Raw genomic sequence first — 22,374 nt, 5'->3', positions numbered from 1 at the left:
CAGAACGCAAGAGGCCGCGCCCAAACGGTGGACGCGGCCTCTTGCGTTTCAAATTCCACCCATTCCGTATCGCGCCGCTGTCAACTGCCCACTATCAACTGTCAACTATGTTTCCTGTTGGTCCACAGCCACTGATAAAACGGCTGTAATTGCTCCCGAGGGGCCTGATCGTCGAACAGGTGCAGCCAGCCTTTGGGGGTCTGGATGGCCATCCAGGGGCCAGCGCGCAATACCCGGCGGGGGCTTTCCAGTTCCTGCCAGTGGCGGCCGATGAGGGTAAGGCGTTGTTCGTGAAGTTCCATCTGGGCAAGCTGGACAGGCTGCCATCTCCGGACCAACAGCGGCAACGCCAGCAGCATCAATGCCGACGTCCACCAAGGGATTTGCGCCAGCAAAATCGCCGGGGCCACCGCCGCCATCGCCAGCCAGCGAATTCTGGCGGGATAGCGAGAGGGGTTCAGCTCAACCTTTTTTCGCGGAGACCAGAGCAAGGACATGCCGTACATACTCGCGCAAGGCCGGGTCCTGTGGCTCACTGCGGCGAGTAAACCACTCGAACATGTCAGCATCTTCACAGGCGAGCAGTTTCGGGAACCAGGCCTGATGTTCCGGCGATTCATTATCGAAGTGATCGTCCAGATAGGCGAACAGCACCACCTCCGCCTCCGAGGCCCCACGGCGGCACTGCCAACGATATTGACGTTTCAGGTCATCATGACTCATTACTGCATTATCCTGATCAGAAATTGCGGCACCACGTTCCGCGCCGTATGCGCATTATCCAACACCTGCCCTACTGACTCCAGCAGCAAACCCCGACCCCAAAAAAATTGCCAGTGACCGCAAATTCCTGCTTCATAGAGCCACGCTGCGGACCTGGATTCAGGTACCATGTCCGATGATTTTTCGTTTCTATCGCAAGCACACCGAGCAATAACAGGAGCCCCATGAGCTGGTCCGATTTCATTGCCGCCCAGGCCTTGGCCATCAGTGCCGAGACTCCCTACCTCAGTCATTGCGACCACCTGGCCGTGATCCGCGCCCATGGCGAAGAGGCCGGCCATTATCTGCAGGGCCAGGTGTCCTGCGATCTGCGCGAAGTCGATCAACAGGGCCACCGCAACGGCATGCACTTGACTCTCAAAGGCCGCGGCCTGGTCAGTGCACGTATCGTCCGCGATGGCGACGACTACCTGCTGCTGTGCCCTGCGGAGCTGAGCGAAGCGGTGATCAAGGCATTGATGAAATACCGGCTGCGCGCCAAGGTGGAATTCAGCGTGGACCAGGAACTCGTGGTGCTGGGTCTGGCTGGCAATTTACCCGCCGGTGCCCCCGATCACGGCAACAGCGCCGAGACCGATCAAGGCCTGTGGTTGCGCTATCCCTTTACCGATCATGCCTTGCTGCTCGTCAAGCAGGACAACGCCGAGCAGGTCTGGCAGACCCTGGCCGCTGATCGGGCCACCACGGGCGCCAACGGCTGGCAGCTCGCCGACATCGACGCTGGCGAAGGCATGGTCTACCCCGGTGCGCAAGACCTGTTCCTGCCCCAGGTGCTCAACTACGACGTCACCGCCGGGGTGAACTTCAAGAAAGGCTGCTACACCGGCCAGGAAGTCGTCGCCCGCATGCACTTCAAGGGCAAGCTCAAGCAGCGCATGCAGCGAATCAACTACAGTGCCGATGTGGACCTGACACCGGGCGAAACCCTGCGCGACAGCAACGGCAAAGCCGCCGGCGAAGTAGTCAGCGCCGCCCGCACCTCACAGGGCGGCGCCGCTCTGGTGGTGCTGCGAAAAGATACCGATGGCGTGCTGTTCCGGGAAGAGCTGGCGCTGGACAGTCAGCTTGGGGCGCTGCCTTATTCGTTGCCCTGGAAAGAGTGAGACTTCAATTAATAGTTAATAATGGATAGCTGGCGCGAGCCGGCTTTTCTATGGCTGTAAACGCAAGAGGCCGCGCCCAGGCATTGGGCGCGGCCTCTTGCGTTGTAAAGCAGGGAAAACCGGTCAAGTAGGATGCACTGAGCCTAAGGCGAACTGCACCCTACGGAAACCTGGATCGGCGCAGCCCTTCCCTTTCCGTAGGAGCGTCGCTGGCGGCGCGATTGCAGCATTGACCACAACACATTGCGCCGCAAGCGACACTCTGCCTTGTTAAAGAGTGGACTGAGCCTGCAGCCGCAATCCATCCGGGTCGGAGATGGTGTTGTCCGGAATCCATTTGGCCATGCAATCCCGATCTTTCACACACGGATCGGTGAGTGTCTCCAGGAACGCCAGCAACTGATCCACCTGCTCATCACTCAACACCGCTTCCGGCAGCTGTGACTTGCCCGCCAGTCGCAGGCTGGCCAACTGGTCCAGTGCCTTCTGGGTATTGGCTGTCATGTTGCTCACCTGCACGGCAGGGTCCAGCTGGCTGAAATCAAAGTTGTCGATGGCCTGCTGCGGATTCAGGTGATGGCGCACCACGGCTTCCAGCGAGGTATAACCACCAGCATGCCCCCAGGGACCGGTTTCGGTCACGTTGAGGAGGTGTGGCGTGCGGAAAGCGTATTTGTCGTCGGCATCACCGGTTTCCCGGAAACGACCAAAGTCTTCACTGCCATCCGGACCATCACCCTTGCCGCGGCCCACCTGGGGCATTCCCACCACATGGAACTGTTCGTCGGTCAGGAAATCACCACTGTGGCAACCCGCACAGCCCGCGCCGCCTTGCTCCTTGCTGTTATAAAACAACAAGGCGCCACGCTTGGCCTGATCGCTGATCGCCTGTAGATCCCCTTCCCGGTAAGCTTTCCAGGGTGAGTCGATCAGCACCTGAGAGTTCTGGTAGCTGGCGAGCGCCTCGGCGACATTGTCATAGGTGATCAGGGTATTTGCATCCGCTGCCGGTTGCTCAAACCCCTGACGGAACGCATCCAGCCATTGATTGGTTACTAGCGCGAGCTCAACATCGCTGCCACGCAACCGCTGCTCAAGGTGGGTACGCAACGCGGCATTATTATTGCCAGCCTCAAAGCTGAAACCGCGCATTTCCTCCGGGGATGTTACCGGGAAACGAGCCTGGGCTATGGAGAGGTTGGCTCCTGCATCCGGGTCCGCCACTCCAAAGGCGCTGTCTGGCGTGCGGATGTCTCCACCGGCGCCATTCAGGCCGGCAGTCTTGTCCAGGCTCTCTACCCGGCCGTCGTGAAACAGCACTTCATCGTAGAAAACGATATTGAACGTGGAAGGCGCATTACGTGGCACAGTGGGCCCGCCATCAAAATGCGTTCCGGTGCTTAAATGCAGGCGCCCTGGCCCCAATAAGTCCGGCTGAACTGCTTCCACGCCAATTGACAGGGAAAGATCATCACCGCCACCCAGCATGGGGTGGTGACAGGAAACACAAGCGGAATCCAGATCTCCCCCCAGGCCCTTGCTAAAGAAAAGCTGCATGCCCAGCTGCGCCTTGGGCGACGCAATATCCGGTAGGCTCCGGCCCACACTCGGGTCGCCACTGATTCCCTGCTGCTGTGCTACTGCGGCCACTCGCTCATCCAGCGTTGGCTGGAAACGCGCTTTGTCATTACTGTCACCACCACAACCACCAAGCAGCAACAGACACGCCAGTACCCCACTGACCTTCCATGGACTCTGTATCATCCCTTTCCCCAAAAGTGTGATTTATTGCATATTGTTTGCGGGCTGATTTTTTACCAAACCCACACAATAAACAAGGCATTTATAAAAATTCACAGCAATGAGGTCGAAGGGGTCTAGTTATTAGTGAGCAGTGAATAGCCCGCAGCTCGGTCGTAGCAGTAGCCACAAACGCAAGAAGCCGCGCCCAAACACCGGACGCGGCCTCTTTGCTGTACGAACCATGAAAACCCGGATCGCGTCGTTATCAATTACCCATTATCAACTATCAATTGCCTCCAACGGGTGCTTCGGTGCCGGGCACTCGAAAAAACCATCAATGTATTCTCTCGGCACATCGTTGACGCTGCGATGGCGGAAGCCGGGGCTGCCATCCTTGTCGATCAGCAGGGCGCGCACCCCTTCACGGAAGTCACCGTGCAGGGAGCACTGCACCGCCAGGCACCATTCCATGCGGAAAATATCGGCCAGGGACAAATAGGTGGAGCGGGCCAGCTGCTCCCAGACCAGGTGTGCGGTTTGCGGGCAGCCGCGTTCCAGGTTACCCAGCGCCTTGTCCAGCCAGGCATCACGATCCTTGGCGCTGAGCAGCTGCTCCACCACCACTGGCAGACTCTCGCCATCGCACAGGCGATTGATCTGCGGCAGGTGGTCGATCAACGGTTGATTCAGCTCGCTCATGTCCGCGGCCTGTTGTTTGAACAGGCGATAGAGCACGGCCCGGTTGTCGGTGGCGTCATCGGCAAAGTCCTGCTCCGCCAGTGCCGCCAGCAGGTTATCCGCATCGCCATCCACCATCCGGTCGGCCATGCCGATTTCCACAGCCTCACGGCCATTGATGTGCACACCGGTCAGGCCCAGAAACAGCCCCACGCGACCCGGCAAACGATTCAGGAACCAGCTGCCGCCCACATCCGGAAACAGGCCGATGGTGATTTCCGGCATGGCCATGCGTGAACGCGGAGTTACCAGACGGAAATCCGCGCCCTGCAGCAGCCCCATGCCGCCGCCCATGACAATGCCATCACCAAACACCACCACCGGAATCCGGCTGGTGTGGATACGATAATCCAGGGCATATTCCTCGGCGAAATACTGCTCGGTGAATGGGTTTCTGCCCTGCCCCGCATGTTTCACCATGGACTTGTGCATCTGTACGATATCGCCCCCGGCACAGAACGCCTTGCCACCAGCCCCTTCCAGCCAGATCGCCACCACATCGTCACGCTGCTCCCATTCGTCCATCTGCTTGCTCAGGACCTGAATCATGTCCAGGCTCAGGGCATTGAGGGCTTTGGGGGCATTCAGGGTGGCCCGGGCGATCACACGGCCGCAGCGGGTCTCGATTTCGGAAAACAACACGCAGTCAGACACAACAACTCCATAAAGCAGTGAATAGTTAATAGTGAACAGTTAACAGCGCGCGGGCTAGCGTCGCTGATGTTCATAGCCAAGAGGCCGCGCCAACATTCTGGGCGCGGCCTCTTGGGCCGAGAAACAACAGAACCTCCCGCGAGCTATTCACTGTTAACTGTTCACTATTAACTGATTGTCCAGTCGATGGCCGTCTTGCCCTGTTGCAACAGGTACTGATTCGCGCGGGAGAAGTGCCCGCAACCAAGGAAGCCCCGGTGGGCGGATAACGGCGACGGGTGTGGGGCGGTGAGCACGCAGTGCTTGTCGCGGTCGATCAGCTTGCCTTTCTTCTGGGCATGACTACCCCAGAGCAGAAACACCAGCCCTTCCCTTTCCCGGTTCAGGTGCTCGATGGCCTGGTCGGTGAACTGCTCCCAGCCCTGCTTCTGGTGAGAGGCGGCCTGGCCGGCTTCCACCGTAAGCACCGCATTGAGCAGTAGCACGCCCTGCTCCGCCCAGTGAGTCAGATTGCCATGGGTCGGTATCTCGATACCCAGGTCCCGATGAATTTCCTTGTAGATATTGACCAGCGACGGCGGGGTTTTCACACCACGCTGCACGGAAAAGCACAGGCCGTGAGCCTGATCCGGGCCGTGGTAAGGGTCCTGGCCCAGGATCACCACCTTTACCTTGTCGAAGGGCGTCAGGTTGAAGGCGTTGAAGATATCCGGGCCGGGCGGAAACACGGTTTTCCCGGCCTGCTTTTCAGCGGCCAGGAAAGCCCGCAACCGGGCCATATAGTCCTGCTCGAACTCCCCGGCCAGGTGCTGCTTCCAGCCCGGCTCCAGCTGTACGTTCTGGGCGCTGCTGTCAGCCACGGGGCAACAACTTGTCCAGCAGGTTACACATACGAGCCTCCACGAACTCCTCGGAGATTTTTTCCGGGTGCACCAGCAAACGCTGCTCGATGGACATCATCGCCATCAGAATCAGCTCTGCATCCAGGCGGGGATTGCTGCTGCCAAACAGTTCCGTGGCGATCATCAGGCTTTCCAGCTGCTGATGCAGGTACAGATCCGCCAACTCACGCAGGCGGCTGTCCATGATCGCTTCCTGCATGAACGCCTGCTCCGCCACCAGATGGCCACGGCGGGTGTTCAGCTCTTCAACGATAAAGGCCGCCATCATCTTGCCCATCATATCGATCAGGCGCTGACGTTCTTCGGCATCGGCGAGACTGTCACGGGAAAATTGCGACAACAGGGCAAAGGCCCGCTCCTTGAACGGCTCGATCACATCCTTGAGCGCTCGTTCGGCGAACAGGGTGAAGGTATCGGCGATCAGGTCGGAGATATCTTTGAAGTAGTAGGTGGTTGCCGACAAAGGCACATCCGCCTCACGGGCCACGGCCCGGTGACGCACTGCGCGGATACCCTCTTTGACAATAATATTCAGCGCGGCTTCGAGAATGGCCTGACGACGCTGTTCACTGCCGGCGCGGCGCGCTTTTCTTCCCTGGTATTGAATTGCACTACTCATGGACACAGTCAGCCTTTGTTGATTCAGCCCGGTACTCCCCCTGAGGGGATGTGTTGTGTCGCTCTCCCACCTTGTTACCCGCAAGCCGGGGCACAAACCGTGCCCCAAATCAGCCTTAACGTCCCTGGGGACGCATATGCGGGAACAAGATCACGTCCCGAATGGACGGTGAATCCGTAAACAACATTACCAGCCGGTCGATGCCAATGCCCTCACCGGCTGTCGGCGGCAGGCCATGTTCCAACGCGGTCACGTAATCCTCGTCGTAGAACATGGCTTCATCATCGCCGGCATCCTTTTCCGCTACCTGCTGACGGAAACGCTCAGCCTGGTCTTCCGCATCGTTCAGCTCCGAGAAGCCGTTGGCGATCTCGCGGCCACCCACGAAGAACTCAAAACGCTCGGTGACGAACGGATTATCGTCCATACGACGGGCCAGCGGCGACACTTCCGTGGGGTACTCGGTGATGAAGGTCGGATCTTTCAGACGGTGCTCCACCGTCTTCTCGAAGATCTCGATTTGCACCTTACCCAGGCCGTAACCATCCTTCAGCGGAATCCCCAGTCCCTCGGCGATAGCGCGGGCCCCGTCCAGGTCCGCCAGCTTCGCCGGGTCGATATCCGGATTAAAATGCAAAATCGAATCGAAAACCGTTATCCGGGTAAAGGGTTTACCAAAATCGTACACATCACCCTGATAACTTACCTGGGTGGTACCCAGCACGTCCTGGGCCAGCTTGCGCAGCATTTCCTCGGTCAGGTTCATCAGGTCGTGGTAATCACCATAGGCCTGGTAGAACTCAAGCATGGTGAATTCCGGATTATGACGGGTGGATAGCCCTTCATTACGGAAGTTGCGGTTGATTTCGAACACCTTCTCGAAACCGCCTACCACCAGGCGCTTGAGATACAGTTCCGGCGCGATGCGCAGGTACATGTCCATATCCAGGCTGTTGTGGTGAGTAATGAAGGGGCGCGCGGTGGCGCCGCCGGGAATCACCTGCAACATGGGGGTTTCCGCTTCCACGAAATCCTTTTCCACCAGGAAGTTGCGGATACCCGCCACCATCTTCGAGCGGATCTGGAAGGCCTTGCGGGTCTCTTCGTTAACGATCAGATCCACGTAGCGCTGACGGTAGCGAGCTTCGGTATCGGTGAGGCCCTTGTGCTTTTCCGGCAGCGGACGCAGTGCCTTGGTGAGCAGCAGGTATTCATCCATCATCACGTACAGGTCACCCTTGCCCGATTTGCACAGGATGCCTTTCACACCAACGATATCGCCCAGATCCCAGTGTTTGGTGTCTTTCTGCACGTCCTTGGAGGCATAAATCTGAATGCGCCCGGACATGTCCTGCAGCACCTTGAAAGCCTTGCGATCAAGCATCATGCGGCCGGCAACAGCGACCTGAATGTTCTTCTCAGCCAGCTCTTCCTTGCTGAACTCGCCATACTGCGCCTGCAGGTCGGCGGCCAGGAAATCACGACGGAAGTGATTGGGGAAGGCATTGCCCGCCTCACGCAGGTCGGCCAGTTTGGCGCGGCGCTCGGCGATCAGGCGATTTTCGTCCTGAGACGCTTCCTGGGAATCAGTCTGTGTCTGTTGCTCGTCGGCCATCGGGTTACCTTAATTCGGTCTCTCGCCTGCCTGCTGGCAAGGCTGATGCTGCTTGTGTTAATACAGCGGGGACCCTCTGGGGCCCCGCTTCCCGGAATTACAATCCTGCTTTCAGGGACGCTTCGATAAACTGATCCAGCGCGCCGTCCAGTACCTGCTGGGTATTGTGGCTCTCTACGCCGGTGCGCAGATCCTTGATGCGGCCATCATCCAGTACATAGGAGCGGATCTGGCTGCCCCAGCCAATATCCGACTTGTTGCTTTCCTGGACCTGCTTTTCCGCGTTGCGGCGCTGCATTTCCACTTCATAGACCTTGGCCTGCATCATCTTCAGGGCCTGGTCCTTGTTCTGGTGCTGGCTTCGCCCGCTCTGGCACTGGGTCACCAGGGTGTGCTTCTCGCCGCCCTCGTCGGTGTAATCATAAGTCAGGCGCACCGCGGAATCGGTCCTGTTAACGTGCTGGCCACCGGCACCGGAGGCCCGGTAGGTATCCACCCGCATGCTGCCCACGTCGATATTCACATCGATATCGTCGTCCACTTCCGGGGACACGAACACCGAGCTGAACGAGGTATGGCGGCGGCCGCCGGAATCGAACGGGCTCTTGCGCACCAGCCGGTGCACGCCGGTTTCGGTACGTAGCCAGCCGTAGGCGTACTCACCTTCGAAACGGATGGTGGCAGACTTGATGCCGGCCACATCGCCGGCGGAGGCTTCCACCAGCTCGGTCTTGAAACCGTGGGCCTCGCCCCAGCGAAGGTACATACGCAGCAGCATCTCGCCCCAATCTTGGGCCTCGGTGCCACCGGACCCGGCCTGGATATCCAGGTACGCGTTGCAGGCGTCCATCTGCCCGGAGAACATGCGGCGGAATTCCAGATCCGCCACCATCTTCTCCAGCCGCTCCAGCTCGCTTTCCACTTCCGGCAGGCTGTCTTCGTCGCCCTCTTCCACCACCAGCTCCAGCAGGCCGGAGGTGTCTTCTACCCCCTGGGAAGCGTCGTCGATGGTCTTGACGACCAGCTCCAGCTGGGCGCGTTCCTTGCCCAGGCCCCGGGCATAGTCCGGGTCGCTCCAGACATCCGGATTTTCAAGCTCGCGCTCGACTTCGGTCAGACGTTCACTCTTCTGATCGTAGTCAAAGATACCCCCTAAGCGCTTCGACGCGCTCAGACAGGTCGGAAAGATGGGTTCGCAGCGGATTGACTTCCATTACGTCTCTCTAGAATCAGTACTTGGCAGAATTGATACGCGGAAAACAGCGCAGTCTAACGGTTTGCGGGTTAGCTGACGAGGGGCGGCACCTCCGCCTTCGCCGCAGGAGCGCGGCCCGCACGGTTATAACGAAGCCGCTGTAGGAGTTCCTCTCGAGGGACGAACCACGCGTCAGCGTGGAAATCATCCGCAGCGCCTACCCCAGATTCGGTTCGGAGTAGCAGAGCAACCCGGGCCTCCAGAATGATCAGGTGACGCCCGCATCGGCTGTCTCCTCGCCAGGGCTCGGATTCGTCCCTCAAGAGGAGTTATTCGCTTCGCTCACCCTTCGGGCCGCACGGAAATGCGTGCGTTACTCCGCTACGCTCCGTTCCTACAGCGGCTTCGTAGATGTAACGGATCGCTCCTACCTCAGTCTCTCAACTCGTAGACGTGGTGAGCCTCGCCCTTCATGTTATCGATGGTGGTACCGATATAGCGGGCATTGTTGGGAATGCCGGAACCGGTGGTGAACACCTTGAAGGTGCGCACTTCTTTGGGGGTGTCGATCACGGTGTCCGCGTCCACTTCCACCCACATGAAAATCACCGCTTCCTGGGGGATGTAATCCACCCGCAGTACCTTGCCTTCTTCGGGCAGGCGCAGCTCCTGCACCTCGTTGACCACCTTCAGGCGGTGCTTGTGTATGGTCTTCATTCGAGTCCCCTCCGTTAAGGACACAACACGACGGTGGACGATAGCCCCCCCGCGCAGTCAATGCCGGCACGGCCTTTTGGGCCGCACCCTGGTAAAACAGGCGCCCGATAGTGAGCGCGAGGCGCAATGCTAGCAAAAACCGGGGCCGCCGACAGCATTGTCGACAATTTTACGAGGAGGCAGGGTGCGCCAGATCAAACCCCACCCGTTGGAGCCTTGCTCGCAAGGCGAAAAGCGAGCCCAGGCGAGCCTCCGACGTGTTCGCCTTGCGAGCAAGGCTCCAACGATGACTGGGATAATCAGGGTAGACCGGATAGCTACGGTGGCGGTTGGCAGCGTTACAGCGTAATCAAATGCTCGAACAGCAGCTGCGGGTTACGCTGGCCGCGGAATTCGTTCACTTCCAGGCGGTAAACGCCACGCACCCGGCTGATGCGCTTGGGCAGGGCCTCCACCGGCACATTGAAATGGATGGCATCGATGATGCCGCTGACGCCGGGCAGGCCCAGGGTCAGCTTCAGGTGGCGCTCGCCGACGATGCGGTGCTTGAGCACCTCGAATTCGCCGTCGAAGCTCGGCGCCGGAAAGCCCTGCCCCCAGGGGAAGCGGTGGCTGAGCAGTTCCGCGTTGGCCAGGGACAGCTCGTGGTCATCCAGCTCGCCATCGGTCTCCACCACCTTCTCCAGTGCCTTGGGCGACAACAGCTCGCTGACCGCCTTCTCGAAGGCCACCTTGAACTGGTCCAGCTTGTCCCGCTCCAGGGACAGCCCCGCCGCCATGGCGTGGCCGCCGAACTTGCTCAGCAGCCCCGGGTTGGCGGTGGCCACGGCATTCAGGGCATCACGCAGATGCAGACCGGGGATCGAGCGACCGGAGCCTTTCAGGGTGCCGGGCTGTTGGGCCGGGGCGAAGGCGATCACCGGGCGGTGGATGGCTTCCTTTACCCGTGAGGCGAGAATGCCCACCACCCCTTCGTGCCATTCCTTGCCATACAGGCACAGCCCCGCCGGCAGATTCTCCGGGTTCAGCCGCGACACCTCGATCATGGCCGCATCGCGCATGCCGTGTTCGATGGAGCGGCGCTCGCGGTTGATGGTGTCCAGCTCCTGGGCCATCTCCAGGGCTTCGGCATCGGTCTCCGCCAGCAGGCAGGCAATGCCGTGGGTCATGTCCGACAGGCGCCCCGCCGCGTTCAGGCGCGGGCCCACCGCAAAGCCCATGTCCGCCGCCAGTGCCCGGTTGGGGTCGCGACCAGCCACCTGCAACAGCGCGCGGATGCCCGGGCAGCCCTTGCCGGCGCGGATGCGACGCAGGCCCTGCTCCACCAGCACCCGGTTGGCATCGTCCAGGGACACCACGTCCGCCACCGTGCCGAGGGCCACCAGGTCCAGCAGGTCGGTGATCGGCGCCGTGGGCGTGAAGCCCTGCTCGCGCAGGGCTCGTTGCAGGTCCATCAATAAATAGAAGGCGACACCGACACCGGCCAGATTGGCGGCAGGGAAATCCTCGCAGCCCGGCAGGCGCGGGTTCACAAGGGCATCGGCCTCGGGCAGGGTGTCACCGGGCAGGTGGTGATCGGTGATCAGCACCTTGATACCCCGGGCGCGGGCGGCAACTACACCATCCACACTGGCGATGCCGTTATCCACGGTAATGATCAGGTCCGGCTGGTACTGCTGCTGGGCCAGCTCGACGATGGCCGGCGACAGGCCATAGCCATACTCGAAGCGATCCGGCACCAGGAAATCCGGGCGCGGAAAGCCCAGCAGCTCCAGCCCACGCACCATCAGGGTGGTGGCCGTGGCCCCGTCCGCGTCGTAGTCGCCGACAATACAGATACGCCAGTGGTCGGATCGCCCTTGTAACAGCAGCTCCACGGCCCCACGCAATCCTGTGAAGGACGATGGATGGGGTAAGCGCTTGAGCGCCAGATTCAGCTGCGCCGGGTCGTCCACGCCCCGCCCGGCCAGAATTCGCGCCAGCAATGGCGGCACATCCGGCCAATCCGGTGTATGCCGCGGGCGGCGGGTAATGGCGGGCAGGCTGAGTTTGTCTACGGGCATGAATGACCAATGGATAGTGGAGAATTGATAATTGAGAAGGAAAGACAGCCCTCTCCCACACGGGGAGAATAGGGCCGGATTCCAGCACCATTCTCATCCCGCCGTAGGAGCGGCGCTCGAGCCGCGAACCTGCTCGCGATGGCCCAGCCAGAGAGCTTCGCGCCTCAAGCGGCGCTCCTACAGAAAACAGACCGGCAAGTCTGCCACGCCGCACCCGGAACAGCACCATCACAAGGAGCAAGTGTTGAAATTTTCACCAACCGCCACCCATCCACCGAGCCCACGACCAATTAGTCACAAATTGGGGCTAAAAAAGTCATTCACCTTCCCTATACTTGCGGGCCTACAAGTTTCGTTGTTTATGTAAGCAAACACTCACATGAAAATGCTAGTGGCTTATATAAGTAGCGCCGCCTCCCCCATTTTCGGGGACCGGGGCAATACCAAAGCGGCCTAGTTAGCCGCGTACTTTGGGACTGGAGAGCAGAAGCTATGATCTATCAAGGCAACGCCGTAAGCGTACAACTGCTTGACGACGGCATCGCCGAACTGAAGTTTGACCTTCAGGGCGAGTCCGTTAACAAGTTCAATCAGGAAACCGTGGAAGATCTCGGTAAGGCCGTCGATGCCATTAAAGGCAACAGCGACATCAAGGGCCTGGTCGTGACCTCCGGCAAGTCGGTTTTCATCGTTGGCGCCGACATCACCGAATTCACAGACATGTTCAAACTGCCGGAAGACGAAATCGCCGGCTGGTGTCTGAAATCCAACCAGGTCTTCAATGCCTTTGAAGATCTGGACATCCCCAAAGTGGTTGCCGTTAACGGCATCGCCCTGGGTGGCGGCCTGGAAATGTGCCTGGCTGCAGACTTCCGTGTACTGAGCGAAAAAGCCCAGGTGGGACTGCCGGAAGTGAAGCTGGGCCTGTACCCGGGCTTCGGCGGCACCGTGCGTCTGCCCCGTGTCATCGGTGTGGACAACGCCGTTGAGTGGATCGCCGCTGGCGGTCAGCACAAAGCTGCCAAGGCCCTGAAAGTGGGTGTTGCCGATGCCGTGGTTGCCCACGACAAAGTCAACGATGCTGCCATCGACCTGGTCAAGCAGTGCCTGGCCGGCAAGATCGACTTCCGCGCCAAGCGTCAGGAAAAGCTCGAGCCGCTGAAGCTGCCGCCCATGGAAAACATGATGGCCTTCCAGACCTGCATGGCCATGGTCCAGGGTCAGGCTGGCAAGAACTACCCCGCTCCCGTCGCTGCGGTTAAAACCATGCAGGCTCACGCCGGCATGAACCGCGACCAGGCTCTGGAAGTGGAAGCCAAAGGCTTCGCCAAAGTCGCCAAGACCCCGCAAGCCACCGCCATGGTCGGCCTGTTCCTGGCAGACCAGCAGGTGAAGAAGGTCAACGGCAAAACCGCCAAGGCCTCCAAAGGCTTTGAGCAGGCCGCCGTACTGGGCGCCGGCATCATGGGTGGCGGTATCGCCTTCCAGTCCGCCCTGAAAGGCACCCCCATCATCATGAAGGACATCGCCGACAAGGCGCTGGACCTGGGCATGAACGAAGCCTCCAAGCTGCTCGCCAAGCGCGTCAGCAAAGGCAAACTGGATGCGGCCGGCATGGGCAAAGTACTGTCCAACATCCGCCCCACCCTGAACTACGGCGACTTCGGTAACGTTGGCGTGATCGTGGAAGCGGTGGTCGAGAACCAGAAGATCAAGCAGTCCGTTCTGGCCGAGACCGAAGAGAAAGTGGAAGACGGCACTATCCTGGCGTCCAACACCTCCACCATCTCCATCACCAAGCTGGCCGAAGCCCTGAAGAAGCCGGAAAACTTTGCCGGCATGCACTTTTTCAATCCGGTACACATGATGCCGCTGGTAGAAGTGATCCGTGGCGAGAAGACCTCCGACGAAACCGTCGGCACCCTGGTGGCCTACGCCCAGAAAATGGGCAAAACCCCCATCGTGGTCAACGACTGCCCCGGCTTCCTGGTTAACCGCGTACTGTTCCCCTACTTCGGCGGCTTCGGCATGCTGATGCGCGACGGTGCCGATTTCCAGGCCGTGGATAAAGTGATGCAGAAGTTCGGCTGGCCCATGGGCCCCGCCTACCTGATGGACGTGGTCGGCATCGACACCGGTGTTCACGCCGCCCAGGTCATGGCAGACGGCTTCCCCGAGCGTATGCAGTACGACTTCAAAGACGTCTCCACCGTGATGTTCGAAAACGAGCGTTATGGCCAGAAGAACGGCGTTGGTTTCTACAAGTACGAGCAAGACAAGAAAGGCAAGACTCAGAAAGTGGTCGACGAAAAGACCTACGAACTGATCAAGCCCCACGTCGCCGACACCCAGGAATTCGATGCCGAGGAAATCATCGCCCGCATGATGATCCCCATGTGCACCGAAACCGTTCGCTGCCTGGAAGACAACATCGTAGGTTCCGCTGCCGAGGCCGACATGGCCATGATCTACGGCATCGGCTTCCCTCCCTTCCGTGGTGGTCCGCTGCGCTACATCGACAGCCTCGGCGTGAAAGAATTCGTCGCGCTGTGTGACAAGTACGCGCACCTGGGTGGCATCTACGAAGCACCGCAGATGCTCAAAGACATGGCCGCCAAAGGCGAGTCTTTCTTCGCCTAAGCCACGGACTGAAAGGAGTTAGAGAAATGAGTTTGAATCCTAATGACGTAGTCATCGTCGATGCGGTCCGTACCCCCATGGGCAAGAGCCGTAATGGCCAGTTCCGTAATGTGCGTGCCGAAAAACTGTCTGCCCTGCTGGTGGAAGCGCTCATGGAGCGTAACCCCAACTGGGACATCCAGCAGACCGAAGATGTGATCTGGGGCTGCGTAAACCAGACCAAAGAACAGGGCATGAACATCGCCCGTAACATCTCCATGCTGGCCGGCCTGCCGCGCACCAGCGCTGCCCAGACCGTGAACCGTCTGTGTGGTTCTTCCATGCAGGCCCTGCATTCCGCCGCCCAGGCCATCCAGACCGGTAACGGCGACGTGTTCGTCATCGGTGGTGTGGAACACATGGGCCACGTGGCCATGGATCACGGCATCGACCTGAACCCGGAAATGTCCAAAGTGGCCGCCAAGGCCTCCAACATGATGGGCCTGACAGCGGAAATGCTGGGCAAGATGCACGGCATCAGCCGTGAGAAACAGGACGAATTCGGTGTGCGTTCCCACCGTCTGGCCTGGGAAGCCACTCAGGAAGGTCGCTGGAAGAACGAGATCGTTCCCATCGAAGGTCACGATCAGGAAGGCAACAAGGTCCTGTGTGAGATCGACGAAGTGATCCGCCCCGGTGCCACCCTGGAAGACATGCAGAAACTGCGCCCGGTATTCGACCCGGCCAACGGTACCGTCACTGCCGGTACCTCCTCTGCCCTGTCCGACGGTGCTTCCGCCATGCTGGTCATGAGCGCCGCCAAGGCTGAAGAAATGGGCCTCAAGCCCCGCGCCAGGATCGTCTCCATGGCCGTGGCCGGCTGCGATGCCGCCATCATGGGTTACGGTCCCGTACCGGCCACCCAGAAGGCCCTGGCTCGTGCAGGCCTGACCATCGACGACATCGACTACGTGGAGCTGAACGAAGCGTTCGCCGCCCAGTCCCTGCCCGTCATGAAGGACCTGAAGCTGCTGGACGTAGCCGACCAGAAAGTGAACCTGAACGGCGGCGCCATCGCCCTGGGTCACCCGCTGGGCTGCTCCGGTGCGCGTATCACCGGCACCCTGCTGAACGTACTGGAATGGAAAGGCGGCAAGCTCGGCCTGGCCACCATGTGCATCGGCCTGGGTCAGGGTATTGCGACCGTGATCGAGCGTGTATAACGCCTGATGCCCGAAGCCTGACGCCGGACGCGCTCCGGTGTTCAGGCCCGGAGCCAATTTCCGGCCCTGCCCCACAAGGGCGGGATTGGGAACAAAAAACCCCGGCTACCCGCCGGGGTTTTTCTTTATGGGGGCTTTATACATTGCCGTTAATATCCTGGCGGCCTAGCACCCGCATGACCTCTACAGTATCTCCAGTCTGCCGGTAGTAAATGCTGTCCACGCCGCAGACACTGCGCCGATAACCGACCTGGATGTGCTCAACCGCTGGATAGAGATAAGGCGCTTGTGCAATGCTTTCAAAACGCTGAATCAGAGCCTCAAAATATCGAACCGCCTGCTCTTCACCGAATGCCTCAACCCCACGCCAGTAAATTCGAGCCACATCCCTTTTTGCTTCATGACTGAGCCTATACGTCATCCCTTCCCAATCCGTCCTGGATCTCCTTCAGCAGGTCCGCAGGGCTCTGATCCGTGAAGCCGCTCCGTTCCGCCTGCCGCAATTTAGCGCGGATCAACTCCACTTCTTTTGCGCCTTCCTGCTCCCGCAACTGACGCTCACGTATGAGTTCACGCACCACTTCACTCTCATTACCGTAGTGCCCGGTCTCGATCTGGGCCTTGATCCAGCTATCCTGCTGATCTGTCACCGTAATGCTCTTCTTCACCATAGCCATACAACACCTCACGCAGGCGACTCCATACTACCTAGTAGTATAAAATCCGCACACGTAGAGGAAAACGCCGCTCGTCTGTCTACAAACGCGGCCATAAATCCAGAATCTCCCACCCAGCACACACGCGGCTTGCAGCCCGATCCAGCGCCGACTTGGTGCTTCAGGGCATCACCGCGTAAGCGAACAGAAACGCCCTGCGCAAGCAACGGCAAACGCAGCGGTAGTAAAAGTGTACTGTCCGGTGAGACCTGCTGATAACGGGGTCGGGGCATGGTGACCTCCTTGCTGATCCATGCCCCCAAAATACGGCTGTTACGGACAGCCAACCACCGGCCAACACCGATCAGATCTGTAGGAAATCTGCCAGCCCTGTTGTTCGGTTGTACATCGCTCAGGGCCGAGAAGGAAAAACCACCACATCATCTCCAGCAACGCTTCAAGGATCTGAAGGCAAGGGCACCCATAAATTCACCGACATCTAAAAACTGATGGGGCTTGTTACTTTCCTGCTGAGGACGAATCCAGAAAGGTCTCGAAGGCAGCATTCGGTTGTGCAAGTTCCTCACAACCTCAATGCCATAAGCGGTTTCCCGGTAGGATTTGCCAAGTTGTGGGCATCCTGTTGTTCGTGGTCCGTGGTTGCTGTTCGCTACGCAGGCAGCGTAATGTTGTCAAAACTCATCAAGTCAGTGGGTCCAACTCCAGGGAAGGTCACCCTGGACAAGCAGCGAGGTTGCTCATTAATGGATGCTTACAGTTCCCGGTTGGAATCACTGAATGCACTCAAAAATACCGCAGGTAAAGTCCGCACTGTGGGCTTCGAGCTTGAGTTCTCCGGTATTGCATTCCGCGATACCGCCCGCGTGGTGTGCGATGCCCTCAACGGAAAGGTGACAGACGAAACCGCCGCGGAAGTGTGTGTGCAAACCGATCACGGTGATTTCAATGTCGAGCTCGACTGGGATTTTCTCAAGACCATGGCGGCCAACGCGGGCAAGGCCGTGGATGAGCTGCTGCATCCGTTGTCAAAGGCGGCAGAGCTCCTGGTACCCGTCGAAGTGGTGTGCCCGCCACTGCCCGTAACATCACTGCATATACTTGACGATCTGGTCGAGGCGCTGCGCGAGGCCGGCGCAAACGGTACTGAAGAATCATTGATTGCGGCCTACGGCGTGCATATCAATACGGAAATTCCGGCACTGGATGCGCCCACCATTCACCGTTACCTGCGCGCGTTCGTGCTGCTGCAGTGGTGGCAGGTGGAGGCCAACGATGTCAACCTGGCACGACGGATCAGCCCTTACATCGACTTGTTCGAGGAGTCATATATTAAGGTCCTGCTGACGCGAGAAGCGCCAGATATCAATACCCTGATCGACGATTATCTTGAGCATAACCCCAGCCGCAACCGCGCGCTGGACATGCTGCCCCTGTTTGCCGAAATCGATGCTGACCGTGTTCGCGCCACTGTCGATGACGCGAAGATCAAATCACGGCCGACCTTTCATTACCGATTGCCCAATTGCCAGATTGACGACCCGCAATGGAGCCTCGCGTCCTCTTGGATACGCTGGTGCCGGGTTGAACAACTCGCCAACGACGACGCCTCGCTCCAGCAGCTGGGCAACGAATTCCTGGCGGCGGACAGGCCGCTGATTGGTGTGGATCGTGGCGCCTGGGTAAAAAGGATATCTCGATGGCTGGACGACCACACATAGGGGTTACCGGCAACCACCGCCGCTGGGCACCGGCCTGGTGGTGCACGGCGCTGGCATTACGCTTGTGTGGTGCTGTTCCCCAACGCATTTCGGTTCATCACCCGTGGCAGGGGGCGCCACCGGATGCCCTGGTGATCGGTGGCGGTAACGATATCAGCCCGGAGCATTACGGCGGTGAAGTCGATGCCAGGGTCAAGCTCGATCCAGAACGAGACACACTGGAAATCGAATGGATTCGGCACGCACTGAAACACGATATCCCCATGATTGGCATATGCCGCGGGGCGCAACTCATCAACACCGTCCTCGGCGGCACCCTTCACAATGACATCCGCCATATTCGCCGTCTGACCTACAACCGCCCCGGGCTGCTGCCGACCAAACAAGTCTGGCTTGAACACGATTCCCGACTCGCCCACATCACCGGCAAGACCAAGCTCCGCGTCAACAGCCTGCACCATCAGGCCATAAAGCGCCCGGCCGAGCCCCTGCGCCGCACCGGCTGGGATCTGGACAAGATCACCCAGGCCATTGAGCCCACCGACAATATCCCCGTCCTCGGCGTTCAGTGGCACCCTGAATATATGATCTACCTGCGGTCACAATTCAGGATCTTCCATTGGTTAGTGGACAATGCACGGGACCGATTACCCCAGCCCTGATAGGGACATACAGAGTGAACAATGGGCTGGGTGACACTCGCGTTCGTAGTGGATTGACGCACGGGGCAGCGCCCCAAGACAGACATCGCTCAGGACCGGGAAGGGAACATCACCACATCATCGCCCTCCTGCCATACCGGCAGCTTGATCATGGTTTGCAGAAAGAGTGGGTGCTCCAACCAGTCCTGTAACCACCGCTGCAGATTCGGGTAAGGCAGCTGGCTAAATACATCGCGATCCACATGGGCGAATTGGCGGACAAAGGGCATCACACCAATATCCGCGATGGTCGGATCATCCCCAAGCAGGTAAGTGCGGCTCTTCAGCAACGACTCCAGAACCTGAAGAAAGGCCTCTCCCCGTTGCCGATACTCTGCCTGAGTCATCTCAACATGGCGGTCAGCGTATTTATAGCGATCCAGCCAATACTTGAACTCATTATCGTTTTGCTCAATCAGCGCATTCGCCTGATCCAGGACCGTTGCGTCTAACAACCCTTGTGGATCCTGCTGCTCTAGCGCCCAAACCATGATGTCCCGGCTTTCTTCAATGACAGCACCATCGGCAAGCCACAAAACAGGTACGGTGCCTTTAGGGCTTATCGCCAACATTGGCGCGGGCTTGTTTTTCAGGGTCACCTCACGCAGCTCAACCTGTAAACCCGCAAAAAAAACCCCCAGGCGGGCCCGCATGGCATAGGGGCAGCGCCGAAAGGAATACAGACAATCAAATGAGGCCGTCATAGCGATACTTCACAACTGAACCAGGGGTGTATTTGAGCAACGGGGAACCGATATTTCTGCTCACCGCTAAAGGGTTGTCGATGAACTCAGCCCATCAGGTGCGTATAGGGAAAGGATACTATTGCAGCGTCGCCCCGTCCCGGGAGCCTCGATGCATCGCAATGTCGTCTTGTGCGCCAGTCTGGGTACTGGCTAAAAAGGGGTTTAGTCATAACGCCCCTATGCCCGCATCCCCCCCAGAAAGTCCGCGATCAATGTCTTCATATCTTGCAAGGTATAGTCATCCGGCGAGGACGCCAGATTGATAGCGGCCTCAACCAGGACGCCATAAATCATGCTGATAAGCAGATTGCGGGGATAGGGTTTGAGCCACCCGCCGTCCTGTAAGCGTGAGATGGTGCGAGCCAGCGTACCCATCGTGTAGCCACTATCAATATCACGCCATGTCTCCCAGCCAAGAAAGGTGATCACCTCCTGAAGAGGCATGGTGTGGCGTCCATTGCTCACCACAAAATCGAGGAAGGTGTCGCAAAGCAGCAAGGTGTCATCCCAGGGGTTATCGGTTTCAGGAACCGCCCCCACCGCCTCTGCAACCCACTGTGCCTGGAGCTGATAACACGCGATTAACACCTCTTTCTTACTGCTGAAATAGTAGTAAACCGCGCCCTTGGTCATGCTGACTTTTTCAGCAATACGATCAATAGACGTCCCTGCATAGCCGTGCCTGGCAAACAGTTCCAGAGCCTCGTGAATGAGGGTGTCGCGTGTTTCTTCCGCGAATTTTTGTGTGGGTGATTTGACTGACATACCAAGAGTATGTCATACATACCGTCGGTATGTAACTCTCATTCGAATGCCCAACGAGGCCCAACCATGCTGAAGATGAAGAAAAAATGTGAGCGCTGTGCGGCGCCGCTGCCTTTGGACGGAGAGGCTCTGATTTGCTCGTTCGAATGCAGTTTCTGCGCGGGGTGTAGCGCTGAGATGGATCACATCTGCCCAAACTGTGGTGGCGAACTGCACCTGCGCCCTCCCCGTGTCATTACGCCCATACAGGCGCTGACAAAACGGCTTACAGGAGGGGGAAACCGTGTCCGCTAGCTCCCGGTGGGAACATTGCCCCGACGGTACCGCGCTGGAATATGTCGAACACAGCGCGGACCGGGCAGCGCCATACCAAGGCGTCATCCTGATTGCCAGCGCACTCGGCGTGCCCGCCAGGTTCTATCGCGCGTATGCCAATTTCATGGCCATGAAGGGGTTTACTGTCCTCAGTTTCAACTATCGAGGTATCGGCCTGTCCGGCCAACAGGCCGATCCGGGTTTGATCCGCCTGGCACGGTGGGGCAGCCAGGATCTCGACACCATGATCGGCAAGGCCACGAAAATCGCGGGCAGCAGCCCGGTCTATCTGGTCGGCCATAGTATTGGCGGGCAACTGGTAGGCCTGGCAAAGCGCGCAACTCAGTTGAGCGCAGTAATCTTTGTCGGCGCATCGTTCCCTTACTGGAGCCGCGGGCCTCTCGCGTATCGTCTCAAGCTATTGAGTTTTTATTACTGTCTGGTAGCGATACTTGGCCGCCTGCGCGACCCCTTCCCTGCTCGCGCACTGGGGCTTTCCAATACCGATATGCCTAGCCGGTTGCTTAGAGACTGGGCCGAGTGGGCTTCGCAAAAAGAGTATCTGCTATCCCCACGCTTTCATCTCAATGCCAAACAGGCCTACAGCGAACTGGGTCTTCCCGCCCTGGCGTTTGAATTCGCGGATGATCACATCGCTCCCAAAGCGGCGACACAGAAGCTATATGACAGCTACCCGAGCCTGCAGATCGACGTGCGGCGCAAGCCGGCGGCCAAGCCGGTAATCGGCCATATGGGGTTCTTTCGGGAGAGCTGTGGTCACCCTTTCTGGGAAGAACAACTGGCCTGGATGGCCAACAAGGAACCCGCCATCGCCAGCCATAGCGGTTAGTGGCCTTGCGCTGCAGGGCTTGCCTCAGAGAGCGGAACAATGAATGCCGAGGGATTCCCCGGCCTTAAACATACCAAGGGGTTATACGATGTCGAACATGGTAAGCACCATGCAAAAAGCCGAACAATGGCCATTCGGGAAGCAGTTCATTCAGCTGGCCATGCGCTGGATGGTGCCCTTCTCTGCCAGCATAAAACCGGAGCTGGAGATTCTGGTGCCAGGCCATACACGCGGGCGAATGCGTGACCGCCGCGCCGTCCGCAACCACCTCTCCTCGATTCATGCGGGCGCCCTGTTCACCCTTGCCGAAACAACCGGCAATCTCGCCCTGATGAGCCTCACACCTGATAACGGGCGCTGGATCGTTACCGGCATGGATATCGAATACCAAAAGAAGGCACGCGGCCCGTTGATTGCAGAAACGCTCCTGGGGGAGATGGACTGGTCCAGCAGCCACGAGGTTCGGGGAGAAACCCGTATTGTTGATGAACAGGGTGATACGGTTGCCAGGGCGGAGCATCGCAGGCGGGTTTCGCCCAAGTGAAAGCCCGCCACATCTACGGAAACCTACCGGACACCCATTCATTGAGAAGCAAGGCTGCCAATGGCTGAATGGATGGGTGCCCTG

The 22,374-nt window shown here is 58.9% G+C and carries 22 protein-coding genes; 8 read left to right on the top strand and 14 right to left on the bottom strand.

Annotation, left to right across the window (positions count from 1 at the left end; all coding sequences use genetic code 11):
• Nucleotides 1-101 precede the first annotated feature (101 nt).
• Nucleotides 102-497 carry a hypothetical protein gene (locus ACMG4M_RS07125; RefSeq protein ID WP_232222059.1) on the bottom strand — a complete coding sequence of 132 codons (396 nt, stop codon included), beginning with the start codon at nt 495-497 and terminating at the stop codon, nt 102-104.
• The gene (locus ACMG4M_RS07120) at nt 463-723 is read right to left on the bottom strand and encodes a succinate dehydrogenase assembly factor 2 (RefSeq protein WP_035247568.1); all 261 of its coding nucleotides are present in this window, start codon (nt 721-723) and stop codon (nt 463-465) included. The genes ACMG4M_RS07125 and ACMG4M_RS07120 overlap by 35 nt, the downstream gene beginning before the upstream one ends.
• Before the next feature lie 224 nt (nt 724-947).
• Here ACMG4M_RS07120 and ACMG4M_RS07115 point away from each other — a divergent pair, with 224 nt between their 5' ends.
• Nucleotides 948-1,886 carry a YgfZ/GcvT domain-containing protein gene (locus tag ACMG4M_RS07115; protein WP_035247569.1) on the top strand — a complete coding sequence of 313 codons (939 nt, stop codon included), beginning with the start codon at nt 948-950 and terminating at the stop codon, nt 1,884-1,886.
• 270 nt (nt 1,887-2,156) lie between these two features.
• Here the strand turns inward: ACMG4M_RS07115 and ACMG4M_RS07110 are convergent, their stop codons facing one another.
• From ACMG4M_RS07110 to recJ, 8 genes are all read right to left on the bottom strand, one after another.
• Nucleotides 2,157-3,650: a cytochrome-c peroxidase gene (locus ACMG4M_RS07110; RefSeq protein WP_414431031.1), complete on the bottom strand. Its 1,494-nt coding sequence runs from the start codon at nt 3,648-3,650 to the stop codon at nt 2,157-2,159.
• 258 nt (nt 3,651-3,908) lie between these two features.
• On the bottom strand, nt 3,909-5,021 hold the full coding sequence (locus tag ACMG4M_RS07105) for an enoyl-CoA hydratase/isomerase family protein (protein WP_232222060.1): 1,113 nt from the start codon (nt 5,019-5,021) through the stop codon (nt 3,909-3,911).
• A 167-nt stretch (nt 5,022-5,188) separates the two neighbouring features.
• The gene (gene ung / locus ACMG4M_RS07100) at nt 5,189-5,881 is read right to left on the bottom strand and encodes a uracil-DNA glycosylase (protein ID WP_035247573.1); all 693 of its coding nucleotides are present in this window, start codon (nt 5,879-5,881) and stop codon (nt 5,189-5,191) included.
• Nucleotides 5,874-6,542 (bottom strand): TetR/AcrR family transcriptional regulator, encoded by a 669-nt coding sequence (locus ACMG4M_RS07095; RefSeq protein WP_052042732.1) that lies wholly within the window; start codon nt 6,540-6,542, stop codon nt 5,874-5,876. The genes ung and ACMG4M_RS07095 overlap by 8 nt, the downstream gene beginning before the upstream one ends.
• A 115-nt stretch (nt 6,543-6,657) precedes the next feature.
• Nucleotides 6,658-8,157, bottom strand: coding sequence for a lysine--tRNA ligase (lysS, locus tag ACMG4M_RS07090; RefSeq protein WP_414431030.1), 1,500 nt, complete (start codon nt 8,155-8,157; stop codon nt 6,658-6,660).
• 97 nt (nt 8,158-8,254) lie between these two features.
• Nucleotides 8,255-9,371, bottom strand: a protein-coding gene (prfB, locus tag ACMG4M_RS07085) for a peptide chain release factor 2 (RefSeq protein ID WP_156964877.1) whose coding sequence is annotated in 2 segments (ribosomal slippage) — nt 8,255-9,298 and nt 9,300-9,371 — 1,116 coding nt in all. Because the reading frame shifts where the segments join, the coding sequence is not laid out codon by codon here.
• Between the two features lie 413 nt (nt 9,372-9,784).
• Entirely contained in the window at nt 9,785-10,069 is a 285-nt protein-coding gene (locus tag ACMG4M_RS07080) for a hypothetical protein (protein ID WP_035247581.1), read from the bottom strand.
• Nucleotides 10,070-10,407: 338 nt separating this feature from the next.
• On the bottom strand, nt 10,408-12,132 hold the full coding sequence (gene recJ / locus ACMG4M_RS07075) for a single-stranded-DNA-specific exonuclease RecJ (RefSeq protein WP_414431029.1): 1,725 nt from the start codon (nt 12,130-12,132) through the stop codon (nt 10,408-10,410).
• Nucleotides 12,133-12,624: 492 nt separating this feature from the next.
• Between recJ and fadB the strand changes: the two genes are divergently transcribed.
• Together fadB and fadA are read left to right on the top strand one after the other, a co-directional pair.
• On the top strand, nt 12,625-14,772 hold the full coding sequence (gene fadB, locus ACMG4M_RS07070; RefSeq protein WP_272963139.1) for a fatty acid oxidation complex subunit alpha FadB: 2,148 nt from the start codon (nt 12,625-12,627) through the stop codon (nt 14,770-14,772).
• Between the two features lie 26 nt (nt 14,773-14,798).
• Nucleotides 14,799-15,974 carry an acetyl-CoA C-acyltransferase FadA gene (fadA, locus tag ACMG4M_RS07065; protein WP_035247589.1) on the top strand — a complete coding sequence of 392 codons (1,176 nt, stop codon included), beginning with the start codon at nt 14,799-14,801 and terminating at the stop codon, nt 15,972-15,974.
• 136 nt (nt 15,975-16,110) lie between these two features.
• On the opposite strand, the gene ACMG4M_RS07060 is transcribed toward fadA, so the two are convergent.
• Both ACMG4M_RS07060 and ACMG4M_RS07055 read right to left on the bottom strand, forming a co-directional pair.
• Nucleotides 16,111-16,395 (bottom strand): type II toxin-antitoxin system RelE/ParE family toxin, encoded by a 285-nt coding sequence (locus tag ACMG4M_RS07060; RefSeq protein WP_414431028.1) that lies wholly within the window; start codon nt 16,393-16,395, stop codon nt 16,111-16,113.
• The gene (locus tag ACMG4M_RS07055; protein WP_414431027.1) at nt 16,385-16,651 is read right to left on the bottom strand and encodes a type II toxin-antitoxin system ParD family antitoxin; all 267 of its coding nucleotides are present in this window, start codon (nt 16,649-16,651) and stop codon (nt 16,385-16,387) included. Before ACMG4M_RS07055 ends, ACMG4M_RS07060 begins: the two co-directional genes overlap by 11 nt.
• 743 nt (nt 16,652-17,394) lie before the next feature.
• Here ACMG4M_RS07055 and ACMG4M_RS07050 point away from each other — a divergent pair.
• A complete protein-coding gene (locus tag ACMG4M_RS07050) occupies nt 17,395-18,369 on the top strand; it encodes an amidoligase family protein (protein ID WP_414431026.1) in 975 nt (324 codons plus the stop codon).
• Nucleotides 18,348-19,031, top strand: a complete 684-nt coding sequence (locus ACMG4M_RS07045; protein ID WP_414431025.1) for a gamma-glutamyl-gamma-aminobutyrate hydrolase family protein — start codon at nt 18,348-18,350, stop codon at nt 19,029-19,031. Before ACMG4M_RS07050 ends, ACMG4M_RS07045 begins: the two co-directional genes overlap by 22 nt.
• Before the next feature lie 89 nt (nt 19,032-19,120).
• Here the strand turns inward: ACMG4M_RS07045 and ACMG4M_RS07040 are convergent, their stop codons facing one another.
• Both ACMG4M_RS07040 and ACMG4M_RS07035 read right to left on the bottom strand, forming a co-directional pair.
• On the bottom strand, nt 19,121-19,774 hold the full coding sequence (locus tag ACMG4M_RS07040; protein ID WP_414431024.1) for a glutathione S-transferase: 654 nt from the start codon (nt 19,772-19,774) through the stop codon (nt 19,121-19,123).
• 219 nt (nt 19,775-19,993) lie between these two features.
• The gene (locus ACMG4M_RS07035; RefSeq protein ID WP_414431023.1) at nt 19,994-20,581 is read right to left on the bottom strand and encodes a TetR/AcrR family transcriptional regulator; all 588 of its coding nucleotides are present in this window, start codon (nt 20,579-20,581) and stop codon (nt 19,994-19,996) included.
• A gap of 9 nt (nt 20,582-20,590) precedes the next feature.
• Between ACMG4M_RS07035 and ACMG4M_RS07030 the strand changes: the two genes are divergently transcribed.
• From ACMG4M_RS07030 to ACMG4M_RS07020, 3 genes are all read left to right on the top strand, one after another.
• Entirely contained in the window at nt 20,591-20,875 is a 285-nt protein-coding gene (locus tag ACMG4M_RS07030) for a DUF1272 domain-containing protein (protein ID WP_414431022.1), read from the top strand.
• Nucleotides 20,865-21,746, top strand: coding sequence for an alpha/beta fold hydrolase (locus ACMG4M_RS07025; RefSeq protein ID WP_414431021.1), 882 nt, complete (start codon nt 20,865-20,867; stop codon nt 21,744-21,746). The genes ACMG4M_RS07030 and ACMG4M_RS07025 overlap by 11 nt, the downstream gene beginning before the upstream one ends.
• A gap of 109 nt (nt 21,747-21,855) precedes the next feature.
• A complete protein-coding gene (locus tag ACMG4M_RS07020) occupies nt 21,856-22,290 on the top strand; it encodes a DUF4442 domain-containing protein (RefSeq protein ID WP_414431020.1) in 435 nt (144 codons plus the stop codon).
• Nucleotides 22,291-22,374 lie beyond the last annotated feature (84 nt).

The sequence above is a fragment of the Alcanivorax sp. IL3 genome (genome assembly GCF_047495465.1).
In the GTDB taxonomy this organism is placed as follows: domain Bacteria; phylum Pseudomonadota; class Gammaproteobacteria; order Pseudomonadales; family Alcanivoracaceae; genus Alcanivorax; species Alcanivorax jadensis.
The sequence above is the reverse complement of the archived record's forward strand: the minus strand, read 5'-3'. Positions and strand labels throughout refer to the sequence as shown.